The 18,952-nt window shown below is 56.3% G+C and carries 15 protein-coding genes; 4 read left to right on the top strand and 11 right to left on the bottom strand.

Features of this window, described 5'->3' with window-relative positions:
* Positions 1 to 5 precede the first annotated feature (5 nt).
* The 11 genes from JO972_RS03265 to JO972_RS03215 all read right to left on the bottom strand — a co-directional run bounded on the left by JO972_RS03265 (position 6) and on the right by JO972_RS03215 (position 14,258).
* Positions 6 to 1,853, bottom strand: coding sequence for a cytochrome c oxidase subunit I (locus JO972_RS03265; RefSeq protein WP_309488571.1), 1,848 nt, complete (start codon positions 1,851 to 1,853; stop codon positions 6 to 8).
* A gap of 62 nt (positions 1,854 to 1,915) precedes the next feature.
* Positions 1,916 to 2,653, bottom strand: a complete 738-nt coding sequence (locus tag JO972_RS03260) for a c-type cytochrome (RefSeq protein ID WP_309488570.1) — start codon at positions 2,651 to 2,653, stop codon at positions 1,916 to 1,918.
* Positions 2,654 to 2,697: 44 nt separating this feature from the next.
* Positions 2,698 to 3,432 carry a cbb3-type cytochrome c oxidase subunit II gene (locus tag JO972_RS03255; RefSeq protein ID WP_309488569.1) on the bottom strand — a complete coding sequence of 245 codons (735 nt, stop codon included), beginning with the start codon at positions 3,430 to 3,432 and terminating at the stop codon, positions 2,698 to 2,700.
* A gap of 44 nt (positions 3,433 to 3,476) precedes the next feature.
* On the bottom strand, positions 3,477 to 4,970 hold the full coding sequence (locus tag JO972_RS03250; protein WP_309488568.1) for a cbb3-type cytochrome c oxidase subunit I: 1,494 nt from the start codon (positions 4,968 to 4,970) through the stop codon (positions 3,477 to 3,479).
* A gap of 33 nt (positions 4,971 to 5,003) precedes the next feature.
* Positions 5,004 to 5,876: a c-type cytochrome gene (locus tag JO972_RS03245; RefSeq protein ID WP_309488567.1), complete on the bottom strand. Its 873-nt coding sequence runs from the start codon at positions 5,874 to 5,876 to the stop codon at positions 5,004 to 5,006.
* 45 nt (positions 5,877 to 5,921) lie between these two features.
* The gene (locus JO972_RS03240) at positions 5,922 to 7,271 is read right to left on the bottom strand and encodes a hypothetical protein (RefSeq protein WP_309488566.1); all 1,350 of its coding nucleotides are present in this window, start codon (positions 7,269 to 7,271) and stop codon (positions 5,922 to 5,924) included.
* Between the two features lie 33 nt (positions 7,272 to 7,304).
* Complete coding sequence (locus JO972_RS03235) at positions 7,305 to 7,925, bottom strand: c-type cytochrome (protein WP_309488565.1); 621 nt, start codon at positions 7,923 to 7,925, stop codon at positions 7,305 to 7,307.
* A gap of 115 nt (positions 7,926 to 8,040) precedes the next feature.
* On the bottom strand, positions 8,041 to 8,592 hold the full coding sequence (locus JO972_RS03230) for a DUF3341 domain-containing protein (RefSeq protein WP_309488564.1): 552 nt from the start codon (positions 8,590 to 8,592) through the stop codon (positions 8,041 to 8,043).
* Between the two features lie 59 nt (positions 8,593 to 8,651).
* Positions 8,652 to 10,115 carry an NrfD/PsrC family molybdoenzyme membrane anchor subunit gene (nrfD, locus tag JO972_RS03225; RefSeq protein ID WP_309488563.1) on the bottom strand — a complete coding sequence of 488 codons (1,464 nt, stop codon included), beginning with the start codon at positions 10,113 to 10,115 and terminating at the stop codon, positions 8,652 to 8,654.
* Between the two features lie 45 nt (positions 10,116 to 10,160).
* Positions 10,161 to 13,595 (bottom strand): TAT-variant-translocated molybdopterin oxidoreductase, encoded by a 3,435-nt coding sequence (locus JO972_RS03220; protein WP_309488562.1) that lies wholly within the window; start codon positions 13,593 to 13,595, stop codon positions 10,161 to 10,163.
* A gap of 39 nt (positions 13,596 to 13,634) precedes the next feature.
* A complete protein-coding gene (locus JO972_RS03215; RefSeq protein WP_309488561.1) occupies positions 13,635 to 14,258 on the bottom strand; it encodes a cytochrome c3 family protein in 624 nt (207 codons plus the stop codon).
* A 491-nt stretch (positions 14,259 to 14,749) separates the two neighbouring features.
* Between JO972_RS03215 and JO972_RS03210 the strand changes: the two genes are divergently transcribed.
* The 4 genes from JO972_RS03210 to JO972_RS03195 all read left to right on the top strand — a co-directional run bounded on the left by JO972_RS03210 (position 14,750) and on the right by JO972_RS03195 (position 18,947).
* A complete protein-coding gene (locus JO972_RS03210; protein WP_309488560.1) occupies positions 14,750 to 15,580 on the top strand; it encodes a glycosyltransferase family 2 protein in 831 nt (276 codons plus the stop codon).
* Between the two features lie 13 nt (positions 15,581 to 15,593).
* The gene (locus JO972_RS03205) at positions 15,594 to 16,805 is read left to right on the top strand and encodes a glycosyltransferase (RefSeq protein WP_309488559.1); all 1,212 of its coding nucleotides are present in this window, start codon (positions 15,594 to 15,596) and stop codon (positions 16,803 to 16,805) included.
* A 37-nt stretch (positions 16,806 to 16,842) separates the two neighbouring features.
* A complete protein-coding gene (locus JO972_RS03200) occupies positions 16,843 to 17,982 on the top strand; it encodes a TlpA family protein disulfide reductase (RefSeq protein WP_309488558.1) in 1,140 nt (379 codons plus the stop codon).
* Positions 17,983 to 18,197: 215 nt separating this feature from the next.
* Positions 18,198 to 18,947 carry a PEP-CTERM sorting domain-containing protein gene (locus JO972_RS03195; RefSeq protein ID WP_309488557.1) on the top strand — a complete coding sequence of 250 codons (750 nt, stop codon included), beginning with the start codon at positions 18,198 to 18,200 and terminating at the stop codon, positions 18,945 to 18,947.
* Positions 18,948 to 18,952 lie beyond the last annotated feature (5 nt).

The raw sequence follows: 18,952 nt of genomic DNA, 5'->3' as shown, positions 1-18,952 counted from the left end.
AATGATTAGTTGCTGCCCTCTTCGGTGCTGTCGACAGGCTTCTTCCACTGCGGGTAGAAGTCTTCTTCGACCTCAGGGCGGGCGAATTCGTAGGAACCGCGGTAGCACACAGGCTCTTCGAGGAAGTTGCCGTGGCCCGGAGGCGTTGGTGTTGCCCACTCCAAGGAACAGGCGTCCCAAGGGTTGTCGCTAGTCACCTTGAGGCCGAACTTGATCGATCCGAACAGGTTGATGATGAAAGGAATCTGGGCAGCGGCGAGCAGCCATGCGGACCAGGACATCATGATGTTCAGGTCGAGGTGCTCAGCCACGGTGCGACCGAAAACATTCACGCTCTCAGGATCAGCCGTCAGGTAAGCGTCACCACCGTTATACCAACGACGGTGGAAGCCGGCCATACCTTGAATCAGCATTGGGAAGAACAAGGTGTTCATCAGGATCAATGAGGGCCAGAAGTGCAGGTGGTTCAGCGTCCGGCTCATGAAGCGACCGGTAATCTTCGGATACCAGTGGTGAATACCAGCGAAGAATCCAAACAGAATTCCGGGTGCTACCACGTAGTGGAAGTGACCGATCACGTAGTAAGTATCGTGCAAGTGCAGATCCACCAGGTTGAATGCCAGCGGCAGACCGGTGAGACCACCGATACCGAACATTGGAAGGAACGCACAGGCCCAGAGCATGGGAGAGGTGAAGCGGATCGATCCACCCCAAAGTGAAATCAGCAGGCAGGTCAGCAGGATCACCGACGGGATGGAAATTAGCGTCGTCGTGGTCTGGAAGAAGGTGGAAATGGCGGGTCCCATTCCAGTCATATACATGTGGTGAGCCCAAACGATAAAGGAGAGGAAGCCGAGAACCAGCACACCGTAGACCATGGACTTGTAGCCCCAGATTGGACGGCGGGTGTTGACAGGAATGATTTCCGCCACACAGGCAATCGCAGGAAGCAGCAGAACGTATACCTCAGGGTGACCCAAGAACCAGAACAAGTGCTGGTAAAGCAGTGGGCTACCACCACCGGAAGCATCGGCAAGACCGATTTGCTGATGGTAGAGGCCGGATGGCTGGAAGAAGCTGGAGCCGAACATCCGATCGACCACCTGCATGATCCCGGCAACTTCAAGTGGCGGGAAGGAAAGCAGCAGCAGGAAGGCTGTCACCAGCATCGCCCACACCAGGAATGGCATGCGCATCCAAGTAAGACCTTTGGCGCGAAGGTTGATAATGGTGGTGATGAAGTTCACCGAACCGAGCAGTGAGGAGGAGATCAGCATCACGAGGCCCATGAGCCACTGTGTCTGACCTGTCCAGAACTGGTGCGGGTATTGTGAATCCGCGAAGAATGCCAGCGGCGGGTAGTTGGTCCAACCGGATTTGGCAGCGCCAGACTCCATGAAGAACGATGCACACATCATCAGGCCACCCACGAGATACATCCAGTAACTCGCCATGTTCAGTTTAGGGAAGGCCATATCGGGCGCACCGATTTGCAGAGGTGTGACGTAGTTACCGAAGGCACCGAAACCGAGAGGCACAATACCGAGGAAAACCATGATGGTTCCGTGCATGGCACCGAACATGTTGTATGTTTCACCGGGAAGCTTGCCTTCAACGAGCCACTGCGCTTTCCAATCTTCAGTGAACAACCAGCTCATCCAGACAGGAAGAGGCTCGTTCGGATATGCAATGCTCCAGCGCATCACCATCATCAGATAGAATCCGAACAGAAGGAATGCCAACGCGGTGATACCGTATTGGATACCAATCATCTTGTGATCGGTGGAGAAGACGTATTTCTGGATAAATCCAGGGTTGTGGTGATCGTGATGATCGTCGTGGTGATCGCTCATGGCCTTAGCTTAGATGGGTCGGGGTGATATTTTGAAAATTGAAAAAATCGAGAGAAAAATGACTATTCAGCCGCTACAGGCTCGAATGTTTTGGGATCGACGAGAGTATTGGGATCCATCGGCTCACCTTTGAGATCGCGGTTATACTTCTCGTTGAGTTCAGCAGCTGTAACCTGTCCGCCGCCACGTTCTTTCGAGGTGGCAAGTGCATCCTCGGCCATTTCGATGGTGATCAGAGTATCACTCTCGTGGCCGAAGTTGTTGCGCAGGTAGTTGAGCAAACCGGCGAGGTCTTGGGCACTGAGGCCGTCACCTTGTGCGGGCATGTTGCCGTTGTATTCCTTACCAGCCACTGTGATAGGGCCTTTACAACCATTCAAGATGATCATCGCAGGACGCAGGCTTGGTCCGCTGATCCACTCGGAATCGACGAAGGGAGGAATGTCGCCGCTACCGCCACCGTCGTTACCGTGACAGCCTTTGCAGGACACACTCTTCTTCTCACCAAGTTTGGAGAATGCGAGGATGGCGGGTTTTGGAACCACCTTGCCTGCACCATCACCTTCTGGAGCCTGGCGGCTGTAGCCGCTCTGCACAACGTCGTTGTAGTTGAAAAGGCTACCGCTGAACAGCACACCGCCACCGATGAGCACGATGATGGCACTTCCGAGGATGACCCAGAGCGAAATCGGCTCTGCGCCTTCGGTCAGCATGTGGTTCTCACGGCTGACTGCAGCGGCATCGGTGATGACACTGGTGGTTTCGTCCAGATCCGGAGTATGGGAATGTTGGTCTGACATGATATGAAATTAGATAAAAGGGAACTCAGTTCGTAGCGGTGAAATTACTCGGCGTCCTCAGCCGACTCGACGGGGGCGTTGTTCATGCTGGCAGGAACCACATCGTCGCGGCGAAGCGACATCAGGTAACTGGCCAAAACCAGGGCGTCTTCCTTAGGCACGATTTCTTCACCGTCTTCGGTTTTTTCACGAAGGGCAAGCACATTGCCTTGGCCAACGACAGGAGATTTCTTGAACATCTGATGCTGGGCTTGGCAGTTGGACCAGTCCATGTTCATTAGCTCACCGCCCTCACCCACGCGCAGCTTGTTGTTGCGGGGATTGTAAAGGTGCTCCATCAGCCATTGTTCCGCGCTGAGGTTCGTTGCGGCGGCGTATTTTTCAATCCGGTAAGCGACGTTGCTCAGATCTGGCCCCATGCGCATCAGACCGATCTGTGCGTATTTTTCACCAGCGTAATCAAAGTAAGTGGTTTCACGACGTGAATCGTTGCCGTCGGAATCAACCACACCTGCCATGTCGTCGCGCCAGATTTGACGACCCGCATAGGTGGGGCGGATCAGCTGGGTGTGACAGGCGTAGCAGCCGTTCGAGGCATAGATCTCGGCACCATTGAGCACGCGGCCGGAGCGCTTGTGCTGGTAATAAGGAGCATCCTCCTCGTTGTTCATTTTCACTGGTGACAGGTTGTTCATTTTTGCCGTGGGGATAGCAATCACGAACATCCACGCCATGCCGAAGCTAAGGCACATGCCGATAAGGAAAGATTTGAATGTCATGGTGGGAAAGTATTCAGTTGAAAGTATTCAGGTTTCAGTTGCCGTTACGCTTTGGCGCTTTCGAGTTCTTCGATGTCGCCTTCAGGTCCGTGCGGTCCGAGAGCGGAATGTTCGCGGCGGAGCAGGGTTGGGTGGGAGCTGCGGCGACCCAGACGGAGCCACATCAGAGCGAGGTGGACAAAGAAGAAGAAGTTCGCGTAGAGCACAAAGCACCAGGCCACGGTCATTCCCACGGTGAATGGGAAGGTGTTAGCCACCGCTTGAATCCATGGTTGCGTGTAATTCTCTTGAGCGGCGCCTTGCTGGAAGCCACCGAGCAGGGTGCAGAACAGAAAGATGAAGAGCACACCGTAGATAGAGAACCAGAAGTGGGTGCGGATCAGGCGACGTGAAAGCCACTCGCGGCGAGTGATGCGGGGGACGATGAAGTAGATCGCACCGAACATGCACATGCTGAAGAATCCGTAGATCGCGAGCACATCATAGCCGTAGCCGGCGATGGTGAACTGGGTGAAGCGCATGGCGGAAGGATGCGCCAAGATCAGGCTGGCGAATGCGAGCAAGAGCATGCCGAAGACACCAGCGATGCTGAAGCGCAGCGATGGGCTGTAGGCGACAGTTTCCTGCTGTCCGGAGGCGGTTTTCAGGATGTTCACCCCAGCGGCCAGCAGTGGCACACCCACGAGCATGGTCGCGGCGGCGCCGACGTATTGCAGGAACACGGGGATCGGAGAACCCATCATGGTCTGCATACCAGCCCAGGGAGCGACGATGGCCAAAGCCCAGAAGCCGCCGATAGAATAGGAGTAGTTGTAGATAGCGCGACCACTCACCTTCGCGGAGATGTAGTAAGCGCTCGCAATCGCGATCGGTGTGAAGAACAGGAAGATCAGCGCATGGCGGAACCAACCGTTGATGGCAGCGGCCATGAGTGGGTGCACATCGAAGACGTTGACGTAGAGGTTAGCAGTCAGGAAGACCCATGGGAACCAGATGATGGCGCCCAAGAGATACCACTGGGAGATGTAGACGTGGTTGTTTTTGCGGCAGCGGAAGGCAACGATCGACCAAACGGCGATCACGGCATAGGCGGCGAGCATGACTGGCCAGACGAAAGTAGGGAACTGCATCCAGTGTTTGCCGGTTCCGTGACCTGCGAGAATGCCGATAGTGCCGATCAGCACGCAGAGGTTCCAGATGTGACCGGCGGTGAGGATGGTTCCGGCATTTTTACTCGGTTGGCGAGCAAAGCGTGCCATCAGCCAGATCATCACACCAAATCCTGCCTGCGCACCCCAGCCGTAGATCAGGGTGTTGATGTGAGCAGGAAACGAGCGACCGTATTGGAAAATACCACACTCACCGAGGAAGGTGGGGCTGTGGGTCTTGGCGGAGGCGATGATGCCGAGCACCAGGGACACGGCCAACCAGGCGGCGCCGCTGGTGAAGAAGAACATCACAGGGTGGCGCAGCGAGCGATCAATCTCAACACGCATTTGAGCGTCTTTGGCAGGTGAAATCTGACTTGGGTTAGACATGATTTTAAATTCTAGGGAAAAATATGATGGGTGTTACTTGCTGCCAGCGATCCACTCGGCGAGGACCTTGATCTCTTCTTCGCTGACGTTTGCCATGATGGCTGTCATCGTAGCGGCCTGACCGTTGGTGCGGGCGCCGGATTTGAAGGCTTTGAGTTGATCGATGAGATACTGTGGGTTCTGGCCTTTCAGCTTGGCGTAGCCAGGCTGCAGCGGCTTGTCGGCATCGGCACCGTGACAGGAAGCACAGAGCTTGGCGGTGAACAACTGCTTACCAGCGTCGTCGGCGTGCTTGACGTCGGGAGTGTCCAGGCTGGCCAACCAAGCAACGATGTTATTGGTCTCGTCATCGCTCAGGTTTGCGCCCATCAGGGTGGCGGTCATCACTGCGCTCTGACCACTCTTGCGAGAGCCATCGTGGAAGGCCTTCATTTGAGCAAGCAAATAAACGGAGTCCTGACCGGCCAGTTTAGGGTAGTTCGGTGTCAGCGGTGTGTTGGCATCGGCACCGTGGCAGGTGAAGCAGTTTTTGCTCTGCCAAAGTTCCTTGCCCTTGGCGATGTCACCGCCGGGAGCTTTGGTCATCGGCTTTGCCTCACCAGATGAGACAGGAGCTTTTTTCAGATCGGCACTGATGTCGTCAAACACTTCGGAGGGTGGCACCTGCTCGGTTTTCCCCTCTTCCAGCACCTTGCGTTCGAGCATGGTGGCTTGGTTTTCGGCAACGGTCTCTTTGACATCGAGACGCTGCTCCTTGAGCACCTGCTCGACACCGGCAGAACTACCGGACCAGCAAACTACGATGGCGGACAGAAGCCCGAAGAGACCGAAGACGGCCAAGCCCAACCAGAAGGTGCTGAAGCGGCGCAGCGGGGTGTCGCGATGGTTATATGACTGAGTAGACATGTCTGAAATGATGGATGAAAACGTGACGCTGTAGGGTCGTCAGGGTTAGTTGAAAAGGTTGGCGGATTCGAGAATTCGCGGATCGCGGTTCGGGTAGAGGCTGGTTTTGGTCAGCGAACGGAGATAGAAGAAGGCGAAGAAGGATCCCACTGTGATGAAGGCGAGCAGGTCCAGCCAGATCACGCTACCGGTTGGCATCAGTTGCGCTCCGTGTTCACCGTTGATGGTGAGCGATGGTCCACGCTCGGGTGCCACCATGATGTAGTGGTCGAGGGCATGCAGGATGAACAGGTAGATGGTGATCGGAATCATCAGGCCGGGCTTCTTCTTCACGTCGGAACGGATCAGGAAAAGGAAGGGCAGCGCGAAGTGGCCGAAGACCAGGGCGATGCTGGCGATGTTCCAGTTTCCAGTGTTACGCAGGATGAAGTAGCTGGTTTCCTCAGTGATGTTGGCATACCAGATCAGGAAGAACTGGGAGAAGGAAACGTAGGCCCAGAAAACCACGAAGGCGAAGGTGAGCTTACCCATGATGTGGTGGTGCTCAGGGCTCATGATCTGCTGCATGTAGCCAGCGCGACGCAGCACGATGGTGGTGAGAATCAGCAGGGCCATGCCATTCAGCACGCAACCGGCGAAGAAGGCGACACCATACATGGTGGAGAACCACTTGTAGTCGAGGGCCTTGATCAGATCGAAGGCGAGGAAGGTGGCAGTGAGGGCGAAGATGATCAGCATCCAGGAACTACGACGACGAGCTTTCTTCAAGCGGCTGCTGTCTGGGTTCGGATCGTTGTCCTGATCGACGGAAAGTTTTCTGAGGTAATACATCGCACCACCGAGGCCGACGAAGTAGAACACCATGCGACCAAGCCAGAATGGCAGGTTCATGTAGAAGTGCTTGGCGTAGAGCAAGTGATCGAACTGGCCGTGACCGTGGTGCAGGGCATCCTTGGCGGAACCATACATGCCGACACCGTCAAATCCGCGGTGAATGTTCATCCACTCGAACAAGTGCTGCTGCACGGAGGGGAACAGGAAAGGAATGGCGATGATGCCCATCCAAGGGAAGACACAGGCGAGGTGCTCCATCAAACGGCGAACCGACACCCCCCAACCGGAGTTGGAAACGTGGTGCAGCAGCAGCCAGAAACAGCCGCCGAGCGTGAGGCTCACGAAGAAGGCAAAAGCAAACAACCAGGAGTAGGCGTAACGTCCGGCTACGGTATCGGCCGCTTCACCCTTATAGGGGTTGTTCAAAAGCAGCAGGCAGATGCTGACAATGATACCGACCAAGGCAACGATGCCGCAAACCATGATGGGCTTAGCCAGTTTGCCTTTAGCGATATGTTCCCCATCGGCGGGGATGTCTTTGGATGTGATAAAGTGACCCATGGTGAATGGAGTGATTGGAAAATGAAGAGAGATTTATTGTTCGACGGAGACTTGGCGGGCGGCTTGCAGGGCGCGCACGTAGGCCACGATGGCCCAGCGGTCTTCCACAGGAATGTTGTAGCCGTAGCCACTCATCAGGCCTTGGCCGTGAGTGATGGTGTGGAACATCTTGCCGTCAGGGTATTCGGAACGAGGGAAGTCGGCGAGGTTACGGGTGGCGGGGATGCCGATGACAGCGACAGTGCCTTTACCGTTGCCGGACTCACCGTGGCAGGGCATGCAGGACACTTTGTAACGCTCCTCGCCGTGGCGCAGGAAGGCGTCGAGATTGTCATCGTTCAGACCGAGCTCTTCAGGCATGCCGTCGCCGTAGGATCCGTCGAGTTCGCCGGTGTGCAGGTAGCTAGTGCTGTTGCCGAAGCTGTGACCCGATCCGTCAGGCTCGAACCCGCGAGGGACGGTGCCAGCGACCGGTTGACGTGCGCTCATGCCATCGGCGAAAAATGCGCTGGCAGTCTGAGTCTTGATCTTATCCTGGTCGTCCATGTCCGGGAACATGCGCAATGGCGTGCCACTGAACATCTGGCCACGGAAACCAAAGAAGCTGATGACGAGAACGACGATCAGGGCGAATGTTAGGAAAAAGTATCTCATGCGATGAGTTGTTTTTTAGAGCGGGCAACCGGTGAAGCAGGAAGCTGATGCTTTCCGCTCAGACTGGGTCGTCCGTGGTTGAAAATTGGGTGGTGACGGTTGAAATGTTGAGTTTCTAGGACGCTGGTTCTTCGACGAGTTCCAGGTTGGTGCCGCCGGCATCTTCCAGCAGGCTCTTGGTTTCCTCGGTGGAGAAACGGGCGTCGCGAGCTTCGATAGCGATGAAAAAGCCATCATCGGTGGCACGTTGGAACTGACGGCTTTCGAACAGCGGGTGGTTCAGACGAGGAAGACCCATCAGAGCCAGAAGACCAAAGAGCGTGGTGAAACCGGAGAACAGAATCGTCAGCTCAAACATGATCGGGAAGAACGCCGCTGTGGTGAAGATGTTTGCAGGCTTGGCCTGAACCACGGTCGGATAGATCGCTACCTGAGTGGTGTAAGCAAGCGTGAAGCCAGTCAAAATACCCAGAGTTCCACCGAAGAACACAAGGTAAGGCAGGATGGATTTTTTCATGCCCATCGCTTTGTCCAGTCCGTGGATCGGATAGGGCGAATAGCAATCCCACTTTTTATGCCCGGCATCGCGCACTTTCTCCGCAGCCTTATAGAGGGCGGATGCACTTTCGAACTCGGCCAGGTAGCCGTAAACGCGTTTAACTGTCATATCGGAAATCGGAATTGTGAAGTTGGGAAATGGGGTGCGGCCCGGAGGCCGCGAATGGATTAGGACTGGAGCTCGTGCTGGTAAGCGGCTTCGGATTCGGCACCGCGGTCATCGAGGGCCTCCTTGTCGTCGTGGTGAGGATCACTCTGTGGCAGCGTCCATTTCACCTCGGCGATGTTAATGCAAGGCAAGAAGCGAAGGAACAGCAGGAAGAGAGTGAGGAACATACCGATGGTGCCCACGAAGGTGAGAATATCCACCCAGCTCGGGTTGTAGTATTTCCAGTCACCGGGGAACCACATCCGTGGCAGGGTGGTGACAATGATCACGAAACGTTCGAACCACATGCCGACGTTCACGCACATACACACGGCCATGACAATCCAGAGGTTCTCTCGGCAGTATTTGAACCAGAACACCTGCGGTGAAAGCACGTTACAGGACATCATCGCCAGATAGGCCCACCAGTATGGACCGGCGATCCGGTAGAAGAAGGCGGCACCCTCGTATTTGGCACCCGAGTAGAAGGCCACGAAGAGCTCCATCAGGTAGGCGTAACCAACGATGGTTCCGGTCAGCAGGATGATCTTGGACATGTTCTCGATGTGTTTCATCGTGATCATGTCGTGCAGGCCGTAGATGTAACGGGCTGGAATCATGATGGTCAGCACCATGGCAAAACCACCGAACACCGCACCCGCCACAAAGTAAGGAGGGAAAATGGTGGTGTGCCAGCCTGGCACCACGGAGGTCGCGAAGTCAAAGGACACCACGGAGTGCACCGAGAGCACGAGCGGGGTGGAAAGTGCTGCGAGCAGCAGGTAAGCCACCTCGTAGTGACTCCACTGGCGGTTACCGCCACGCCATCCAAGGGAGAAGATCCCGTAGAGAAGACGGCGGAGACCTGGCTTACAACGGTCACGGATGGTGGCCAAATCAGGAACCATGCCGAGATACCAGAAGATCAGGGAGATGGTGAAGTAGGTGGAAACGGCGAACACGTCCCACAGCAGGGGCGACTTAAAGTTCTGCCAGATGGCGTTGGCGTTGGGGATGGGGGCGAGGAACCAGACCATCCAGACACGACCGACGTGGAACATCGGGTAAATACCGGCACAGCAGACGGCAAAAATCGTCATCGCTTCCGCCGCTCGGTTAATCGACGTCCGCCAATTCTGACGAGTCAGGAAAAGAATCGCCGAAATCAGCGTTCCGGCGTGACCGATACCAATCCAGAACACGAAGTTCACAATCGGCCAACCCCACATCGTGCGGTTGCTGTTACCCCAGACACCGACACCGGTGGATACGAGGTAGAACAGGCCACCACCGACACCAATCATGGCGATCAGCACGCTGGGGAGGAAAAGAATCCACCAGATCGCTGGTTGTTTATTTTCAAGAATACCGCAGATACGCTCGGTGATCCAATTGTAGGAACGATTGTTGAGAATCAGCTTCTCACGCTCCATGACTGGAATCACGGGCTTATTTGGGTCTTTATCAATGGTGGTTTCCGCCATGTTACTAGTTGGAATTTAGAGTTTGAAACTTAAAGAGGTGGGCACTTAGTGCATCGTGATGGTCGCGCGGCCGATACCTTTGGCATTGGGCATCTTCGGATTCGGGTTCTTGACGCGAGCCAGGTAAGTGGTGCGCGGCTTGGTGCCGATGTAGTTGAGCACGGAGTAGTTGCGCTTGGAATCGCGGGCACGCATGACGCGGGCTTTGTCGCCATCGAGCATGTTGCCGAAGCTAATCGAGTTCGCCGGGCAGGCGTCCTGACATGCGGTGCGCACGCTGTCGACTTTCGGACGAAGTTCCTCAGGAGACATTTTGACATCCACGGATGATCCGCCAAGTGCTGTCGCTTTGTCTTTGGTATTGGCTTTCACCTTACCTTTGGCCGATTGGATACGCTGCACGCAGTAGGTGCATTTTTCCATCACCCCACGCATCCGGACGGAAACGTTCGGGTTGCGCTGCAGGTGCGGTGCTTCACCCACGGCCTTCTTGCCGCCAGGTCCTTTGTAGAGGTTTTTCTCGATCAGCGGGTTGCGCTTGTTGTAATCGAAGAAGTTGAAACGACGTGCTTTGTATGGGCAGTTGTTCGCGCAGTAGCGGGTGCCGATGCAGCGGTTGTAAGCCATGGTGTTCAGGCCGTCTTCGGAGTGGACGGTGGCGTTCACCGGGCAAACGGTCTCACAAGGAGCGGCTTCACAGTGCTGACATGCCACAGGCTGTGGAATCATCTCAGGGTTGTTCTCATCGAGAACCGGGTTGTGATGATCGTCGAGAATCTTGTTGCCTTTGTCATCGTAGGTCTCGGTGGCGGCGAAGTAGCGATCCATGCGGATCCAGTGCATTTCGCGGCCCATGGCCACCTGCTGTTTACCGACCACTGGGATGTTGTTCTCAGCCTGGCAGGCGATGAGACAGGCGTTACAGCCGGTGCAGTTGTTCAGATCGATGGTCATCGCCCATTGTTGGCGATCGTCGAAGAGGTGCTTGTCAGCAGCGGCTTTGTCGTGCCAGGTATCCGAGCCCTTAGGTTTGTAGAGCGAGATATTCTCGGGCATGTGGGAGTCCATGCCTTGCTTCGGCACGCTTTCCATTTGCTCCTCGAAGCTCCTACCGTGCTCACCATCGGTAGGCAGGGTGGAAATTTCACGTGCGAGCGCCCGGCCATACATGGCGTGGTGCTCCTGAGTCATCGCGAGTGGGTATTTCTTACCGGTCTCTTCGACTTTGGCACCGGAGACGAGGTAAGGAGTCTCGGCGGTGCGCAGGCTGTAGGCATTGAAGCCGTTATTAACGCTGACAACAGAAACGTGGGACTCGTTGACCGGGTCGATACCGAGTTCGTTGTCTTTGTCGTAACCCTGACCGTAACCGAGAGAAATGGAGATGACGTGATCGGCGTGACCGAAGGCCACCATCACGGGGACTTCGAGCTCGGCGCCGTTGACGCTGACTTTCACCATGGGGTTGGCGTGGTTTTGTCCCTCGCCAGTGACTTCATCCACACCGGCATTTTCAGCGGTCCAGATGCCGTAAACCTTACCCTTAGGCTGCAGTTTGAGAATGGTGTCATACACACCCATTTCCTTGGCGGTGGCGGGTGAAACCATGGCGACGTTGTCCCAGCAGACTTTGCTGATTGGGTCGGGTGCCTCTTGCAGCCAGGAGTTGTTGGCGTAGCGGCCGTCGTAGAGTGATCCGTCGGTGGCGAAAACCACTTCGTAGTCGCCAGCGCTTGGTGCTTTCGGCACGGTCACGGCAACAGTTCCCCCACCCTTCTCGGTGGCGGCTGGGTAGCTGGACTTTTTCCAGAACCCGTCACGCAGCAGCTGCATCCAGCTGGCGTCGGACTCGTCAGCGATGCCGGCAAAGGTCTTGCGGACAGCATCGTAGGCTGGTGAGGATTTTCCACCGTCGGCTTCAGGATCGAAGAGTTCGCCGGTAAGCAGAAGGTTGATGAGGTCGAGCTCGGAAACGCCATTGTAAAGTGGCAGAATCATTGGCTGCACCACGGTGTAGGTGCCGAGAGCGGTGCGGGAATCGCCCCAGCTTTCGAGGTAGTGAGCGGCAGGGATGTGCCAGTCGGCCGCGTGGGCAGTAGCATCGGTGCGCAGGCCGAGGTGAACCAGCTTGGCATTCTTGGCGGCGTCGGCAAATCCGGCGGCGTCGTAAACGGGGTTCGCAGGAGTCAGCAGGATGACGGTGTCGAGCTCCTTGCCGTTGAGCGATTTGACCAGTTCGTCCATGTTGCCGTAGCCGGCCTTCTCGGTGATGACGGGCTTGAGGGTCTTGCCGTAGTTGTTGAGCGCGCTGTTGATCGCCACGCAGATCTTGTGCAGATCGGCGCTCTGGCGAGTTCCGGCGAGCACGGCGGACTTGCCTTTGTTGGCTTTGAGATCGTTGGCACACTCGGTGGCCCATTTGATTTCGGTCTCGGAAAGTTGGTAGTCGCCGCTGACAGTGACCTTGGCACCGCAGACTTCGGCAATCTTGGCAGCGATCGCCACCACCTGGCTTGGAGCCTTGCGCAAACGGTGATCGGCCATACCGCCGGTGAGGCTGAAGCCACCTTCGACGATGTAGAGGCGGTTCATTCCCTCAGGCTTGGCGTCCTGATCATAGCCGCGACCTTCGATGAAGCGGTTTTTGTAGAAGCCACTAACTGGGCCTTGCTTGTCGAGCTCGAGGAAATCGCTGTCGAGAGAGAGGATCACCTTGGCATCGGAGAAATCGGCCACCACGTCAGCACCGGAGCCAAAGGACTCAGCATTGACCTGCTTGCGGGCTTCACCGGTGAGCGGCTCGTAGCTGAAGAAGCGGGCTGCGCCGTATTTGGCTTTCAGTTCCTTGACCAGACGGCTGCGTGTGGGTGATTCGTCTTCACCGAAAACGAAGGCCACCTTGCTGTTAGCGGTGACCAGTTCGCCCAGAGCCTTGGTGAGCTCGGCGCGGGTTTTCTTTTCGCCACCTGCGAGGATGTCACGCGAGCGAGCGGGATCATACATGTCGAGGATGGACGCCTGGATGAAGGTGTCGGTTCCGCCGGCTTTGTCGTGACGCTTGTTCGGCTCGATCTTGGTCGGACGGTTTTCGTGGGTCGTAACCACGAGAGAGGCCGCACCATGCGACTGAGGCATTGATGTGGCATAGTAAACAGGTTTGCCGGGAATGCTCCACTCAGGAGAATCGGCGAAGGGAACAATCAGCTTCTCCGGACGGCGACAAGCGGCCAAGCCCATACCGGCGATCGCGGAGGATGCCCCCATCAGCTTGACGAAGGAACGACGTGACATCTCACGCTCTTCTTCCGTCTCCATCTGGGCGGCGCCGTCGAGAAACTCGCGGTCCAGGGCCTCATCGAAACGGGCTTCGCCCTCTTTTTCGCCGAGGCTACGCCAGATCTTGCTGCCGTCCTGCTTGTTCAGGGTTTTCGGCTCGTTGACGGGCAGTCTGCCCGGCAGGTTGGTCTTCCGATTGCTCATGTGCTTGATGGGAAAAGGTGAAATTGATTAGGAAAAAAATTAACGGTGACAGGTGAAACAGCTGTCTTTCGGATGGATGTTCCAGTTGGTCTTCAACAGGCTACCCAGCTTCTCTTGGGCTTCTTCGGCGGAGTCGCCTTCTTCAAACCCGATCTGCTCTTTCAGCTCATCCTTGTCAGCGAGGTAAGTGAGTACGTTGTAGTCGAGATTGTAAACTTGCTCCAGTGGGCGGAGGTGCTTCTCAGGGGCGCGGTGGCAATCGAGACAGAAAGCCATGCTGAGATCCTTGGCGTGATGCACCTTCTCCATGTGGTTTACCTGACCGTGACAGCTCTGGCAGGAAACCCCACGGTTCACGTGAGCGGAGTGATCGAAGTAAACGTAGTCAGGAGACTTGTGAATGCGCACCCACTCGATGGGCTTCTTCACAGCACCTTCAATGGGGGCGTGATCTTTATCCACTCCCATCGCTGCGCGCAGCGGCCCGAGCTTGTCCGAACCCTTGGCAACATGCTCGTGGCAGTTCCAGCAGGTATTCGCAGTCGGCACACCAGCACTTGGCGACTTATCCACAGAGCTGTGGCAGTAGCGGCAGTCAATACCTAGCTGATTTGCATGCAAATCATGATCGTAGGCAATCGGCTGATCAGGTTGGTAGCCCACGCGCTGGGCTTTAGGGGTAGCATAGTACGAGAAGGCTGCTGTGAGCCCTAATACTACAAATATAACACATACCGCTATCTTAAGCGGTAGCAAATTGGTCCATCGCGGGAAAAAATTAGCCATGTCGTCGCGCCGCTTCTACTCCTTGTGAAATAATTCACAAGCATAATTTGCTCAAAAGAATTTGACGATTTGCTTTCACGCGAATCCGCCCCCACAGCAAAGCGCCTAAGACACTGAAAACCAGCGCAAAAAAGTGGCCACCGATTAACCCTATCATCTTTTCCCTCTGCCGCTTCGAGCTACTCAGCAACCCCATTTTCCACCTCTTTCATGTCCGAGGACGGGTCGAATCGCCCTCATCCCGACCACCTCCACTGCCACCTTCCCCACCCATCGAAGAAGGTTACGAGAAGGTCACCTTAAAGCACTCCTCTGCAAGTTACTGAACACGATAGACTACGTCAAAAGCACGTCTTCTACCCGCATCCATGAAAACCAGCATCATCCTCAGCACCTACAAACAACCGAAGTGGCTCCGCAAAACCTTGCTCGGCTATGTTCACCAGGACACTCACAACTTCGAAATCGTCATCGCCGACGATGGATCAGGTGAGGAAACCCGGAAGGTGATCGAGCATTTCCAACACAGCGCCCCCTTCGCTATCAAACACGTCTGGCACGACGACGATGGCTTCCGCAAGTCCACCATCCTCAACAAGGCCATTCTCTTTTCCGAAGGAGATTACCTGATTTTCAGCGATGGCGACTGCATCCCACGCCACGACTTCGTTTCCACCCACCTCGACGCTGCGCAGCCGGGGCACTTCATCTCGGGGGGATACTGCAAACTCCCGCTCGACCTCAGTCGGGCGATCACCGAGGAAGACATCCGCAGCGGTCGTTGTTTTCAATCCCGCTGGCTCGGGACGCGCGGGTTTCACAAGCTCGACAGCATGATGAAAATCGGCCTGCACAAACCCTTGTCCCGACTCGCCGACGGCATCACCCCGACCAAGGCCACTTGGAATGGCTGCAATGCCTCCGGCTGGACCCAAGACATCCTCGCAGTGAACGGTCACGACGAATCAATGCAATACGGCGGCCAGGACCGCGAGATGGGCGAGCGCCTGATGAACCTTGGCGTCCAGGCCAAGCAGTTCCGCCACCGCGCGGTGCTGCTGCACCTCGATCACCCGCGCGGCTACAAAACCCCGGAGAGCATTCGGAAAAACCTCGCTGTGCGCGCCGCCACCCGCAGCAGCGGCTCCACCTGGACACCACGCGGCATCGTCAAATCCGCCCGCAAGTCTGCCATCTAAGCCCATTAAAACCATGATCCCGGAACTTCTTCATCAAGCGCAACGCGGCATCCACTGCCTGCGCGGCTACGTGCACCCACGGATGATTGCCTCGTATTTCGAGCTGCGCGACCGACCTCTCCCCGAGGACTCCTCGCGACGTAATCTGGCGGTCTACGATTTCCATCACATCGATATCGACAATGTCATGGGCCGCTACCTCTTCCACCTGGTGCGCGACTTCTTCTCGCTTGGCTATTACCCCGCCTACACCGATCGGTTCAAGTTCCTCGCCAGCGTGCATCGCAAGCGCTACAAGCGCCTGTTGCTCGATATTCCCTTCCATACGGTGCCCAAGAATCAGCTGCCCGATCGAGACTTCATCTACATCACCGACCACCCCACCAAAGCACCGACCAATGCCGAGGCGATCATCCGGATCAGCTATGATAAACGTCGAAAATCGGACACCAGCGAGTTCGAGTTCCCTTTTTTCGTCCATCCGGCGGTCACCGTGAGCAATTATTTCCCACCGCGCCCGGACACCTCCAGCGCCCGCGACATCCGCCTCTTTTTCGCCGGCAACACCCGCTCCAAGCAATATTCGAAGGGCAATGTGCGAGGCAAATTTAACATGATGCCGCGCAACGAAGTGCTGGAGATCACCAAGGCGCACTTTGGAGCAGTCGATTGCAAAGACGTCGCCTGTGAGCAAGACCTGCGGACGCCATCGGATCATTTTTTTCAATGTGTGGAATCCAGCCGTCATCGCATTCCCAGCAATGAGTGGCTACCCATATTGAGCCGGGCCGACTTCTTTCTCTGCTGCCCGGGCGTCGCCATGCCACTCTGCCACAACCTGATCGAAAGCCTCGCCTGTGGCACCATCCCCATCATCGAATACGGCCACTTCCTCGATCCGCACCTGGTGCATGGCGAGAACTGCCTGACCTTCCACGATCGGGCGTCGCTCAAGCGCGCCCTCGATCTCGCCAGCGTCATGCCACCTGCCGCAGTGCGCATCATGCGGGAGAATGCTCTCGACTACTACCACCGCCACCTGGCCGAAGGCCGCTTCGCGGAAAAGCTGCTGACCGCGGGGCAGCCGGAGTCGACCGTGCTACTGAACGCCTACCGGATACCGCGTCCTTCCCCTTCATCGGCTGAAGCATTACATGCCACCCGCCAACCGACCCATGCCGCTTCAAAGCCAAGTCAGCTCGTCCCCAGCACGTCCCTCCTTTAACCTTCTCAAGCGCTGTGTGTCTGTTTATGAAGAATACATGAACATAAAAAACCACCGCCTCGCTGCGTTCGCCTCTTTGGCATTCGGATTCGCGGCAGCGAATACCCTCCTCCCCACCGCTTACGCCCAGGCCCCTCAAGCCGCCCAACTGAAGGTCGGCGATGCCCTACCGGCCGACGCCCTGGCTGATGTCACCTGGGTGCAGGGCACTCCCGTGGCTCAGCTGAACGAGCCGGGGAAAGTTTACATGCTGGAATGCTGGGCCACCTGGTGCGGTCCATGCATCGCCGCCATCCCCCACGTCAACGCCCTGCACGGCAAATACGCCGACAAAGGACTGGTCATCATCGGCATGAACGTCTGGGAGGACGGACTGGAAAAGGCGCAGAAATTCGTCGCGAAAAAAGGCGACGCCATGGCCTACCGCGTGGCCTTTTCCGGAGGACGGAAGTCACCCTTTGCCGACAAGGTCATGAAACCCGCCGGCGTGACTGGCATCCCCCGCGCGCTGGTGGTCAAGGACGGCAAACTGGTGCTGAGCATTCACCCTCGCCAGATCGATGACGCCTTGGTTGAAAGCCTGCTCGACAACAGCTTCGACCCTCAGGCATTTGCTCTGCAGCAGCAAGACGCCGCTCAACGCAAAGCCGCTTTCACCGCCAAGCTGCGCCCGCTGCAACGCGCCGGCGATTGGGAAGGTGTGAAAAAGCTCGCCGCCACTCTGGACGACAGCGAATCGATCAAATTCAGCCTCACCCTGCACGCCGACCTCGCGACCAACAACTGGCCCGCCCTGATCGCCACCCGCAAAGACATTCAGAACAATCGTTACAAGGGACGCTACAACACCCACATGATCGATGTTTCCGTAGCCCGCGAAGGCGCTTTAAGCGAGGAAGCGAAAAGCTACGCTGACATCGCACTGGCCGACTACGCGGTGCCTAATGCCGATGACAAACCGGCCAAGCGCACCGAACACCACTTCACCAAAGCCCGCCTGCTCTACATGGCTGGCGATGTGGCTAGCAGCAAAAAAGAGCTCGCCTTGGCGAAAGAATCGATCGCCAAAATCGATAATCAGGGTTCTGCGAAATACTACACCACCGTAGTCGGCAACGCGATCAAGGCCGTGGACCAGGGATCATTTCCCGACTACCGCAAGTTGCTACGACCGTAAGGGAGGGCCCCATCGGCAGACAGATATTGATTTTTTCCGCCGCTGAAATATGTCGCCACGGCGACCTTATGAGAAAAAATCATCTAAATGGTGAATCGGTGTATAGATTCGCCAGCACCCAGCGTGTATGGATAAGAAGCAGAGGTTTTTGACCTCTCGATGAACCTGTTGTCAGGGGAAAGCCCTCCCCTGACAGATCAACACCATCACTTATCATGAAATCCAAGAATACCACAATACTCTCGCTCGCACTGGCGACAGCCCTCACCACGACGGCCACCCATGCCGCTGTTGTTTTACAGTATGACAGTCTCTTACCAGCTTCCGACGGATCTGATTCGGCTCTAAGCATCGTCGGAACCACCGATGCCAGTTTCGTCTCAGCCCCCGCCAGTAACAGCGTTCTAGGCAGCAATGTCGCGGGCGGGTTTGTCCATGGCAGCCAAAACCAAGTCGACGGTGCAGGCGACCAAAACGACATGCTCTTCCGCTTTGGTAGCAACGCAGGCGGCAGTGGCGTGCTCTCTGGCACGGTCAGCGACTCTCTCGCAGCCGGTGCTTACATCCAATTTAGTTTCACCGCCGCCCAAGACCTCACCCTCGACCAGCTATCCTTCAAACTGTTCAATAACTCCAATAACAGCAATAGCTACTCCGCACGCGAGGCCGGGCTCTTTGTCGACATTGACGGGAGCGGTTATTCGCAATTCGGATCAACCTTCGATAGCGCGACGAATAATGGCAACCAGGGCACTGTGACCTTTAATGACAATGTCGCCGTCTCCAGTGGTGAAGTGGTGACCTACCGACTCGCGTTCACCGATCGAACCCGCACCAACAACGACCTTCAGGCCGCCACCCGCATTGGCGACGTGCAAATCTCAGCCGTGCCCATTCCCGAGCCCTCATCGGCAGCCCTGCTCGGCCTGAGCGGCCTGGCTTTCATCCTCCGCCGACGGAGATAGTAACA

The organism is Oceaniferula flava (assembly GCF_016811075.1).
Classification (GTDB): domain Bacteria; phylum Verrucomicrobiota; class Verrucomicrobiia; order Verrucomicrobiales; family Akkermansiaceae; genus Oceaniferula; species Oceaniferula flava.
This window is presented reverse-complemented; position numbering and strand designations above follow the sequence as displayed.

Bases quoted from the DNA above. Each gene is read 5' to 3' on its own strand.
- JO972_RS03245 (WP_309488567.1), bottom strand. From the start codon at position 5,876: ATGTCTACTCAGTCATATAACCATCGCGACACCCCGCTGCGCCGCTTC.
- JO972_RS03205 (WP_309488559.1), top strand. From the start codon at position 15,594: ATGATCCCGGAACTTCTTCATCAAGCGCAACGCGGCATCCACTGCCTG.
- JO972_RS03200 (WP_309488558.1), top strand. From the start codon at position 16,843: ATGAACATAAAAAACCACCGCCTCGCTGCGTTCGCCTCTTTGGCATTC.
- JO972_RS03195 (WP_309488557.1), top strand. From the start codon at position 18,198: ATGAAATCCAAGAATACCACAATACTCTCGCTCGCACTGGCGACAGCC.
- JO972_RS03265 (WP_309488571.1), bottom strand. From the start codon at position 1,853: ATGAGCGATCACCACGACGATCATCACGATCACCACAACCCTGGATTT.
- JO972_RS03240 (WP_309488566.1), bottom strand. From the start codon at position 7,271: ATGGGTCACTTTATCACATCCAAAGACATCCCCGCCGATGGGGAACAT.
- JO972_RS03255 (WP_309488569.1), bottom strand. From the start codon at position 3,432: ATGACATTCAAATCTTTCCTTATCGGCATGTGCCTTAGCTTCGGCATG.
- JO972_RS03210 (WP_309488560.1), top strand. From the start codon at position 14,750: ATGAAAACCAGCATCATCCTCAGCACCTACAAACAACCGAAGTGGCTC.
- JO972_RS03250 (WP_309488568.1), bottom strand. From the start codon at position 4,970: ATGTCTAACCCAAGTCAGATTTCACCTGCCAAAGACGCTCAAATGCGT.
- JO972_RS03220 (WP_309488562.1), bottom strand. From the start codon at position 13,595: ATGAGCAATCGGAAGACCAACCTGCCGGGCAGACTGCCCGTCAACGAG.
- JO972_RS03260 (WP_309488570.1), bottom strand. From the start codon at position 2,653: ATGTCAGACCAACATTCCCATACTCCGGATCTGGACGAAACCACCAGT.
- JO972_RS03235 (WP_309488565.1), bottom strand. From the start codon at position 7,925: ATGAGATACTTTTTCCTAACATTCGCCCTGATCGTCGTTCTCGTCATC.
- JO972_RS03230 (WP_309488564.1), bottom strand. From the start codon at position 8,592: ATGACAGTTAAACGCGTTTACGGCTACCTGGCCGAGTTCGAAAGTGCA.
- nrfD (WP_309488563.1), bottom strand. From the start codon at position 10,115: ATGGCGGAAACCACCATTGATAAAGACCCAAATAAGCCCGTGATTCCA.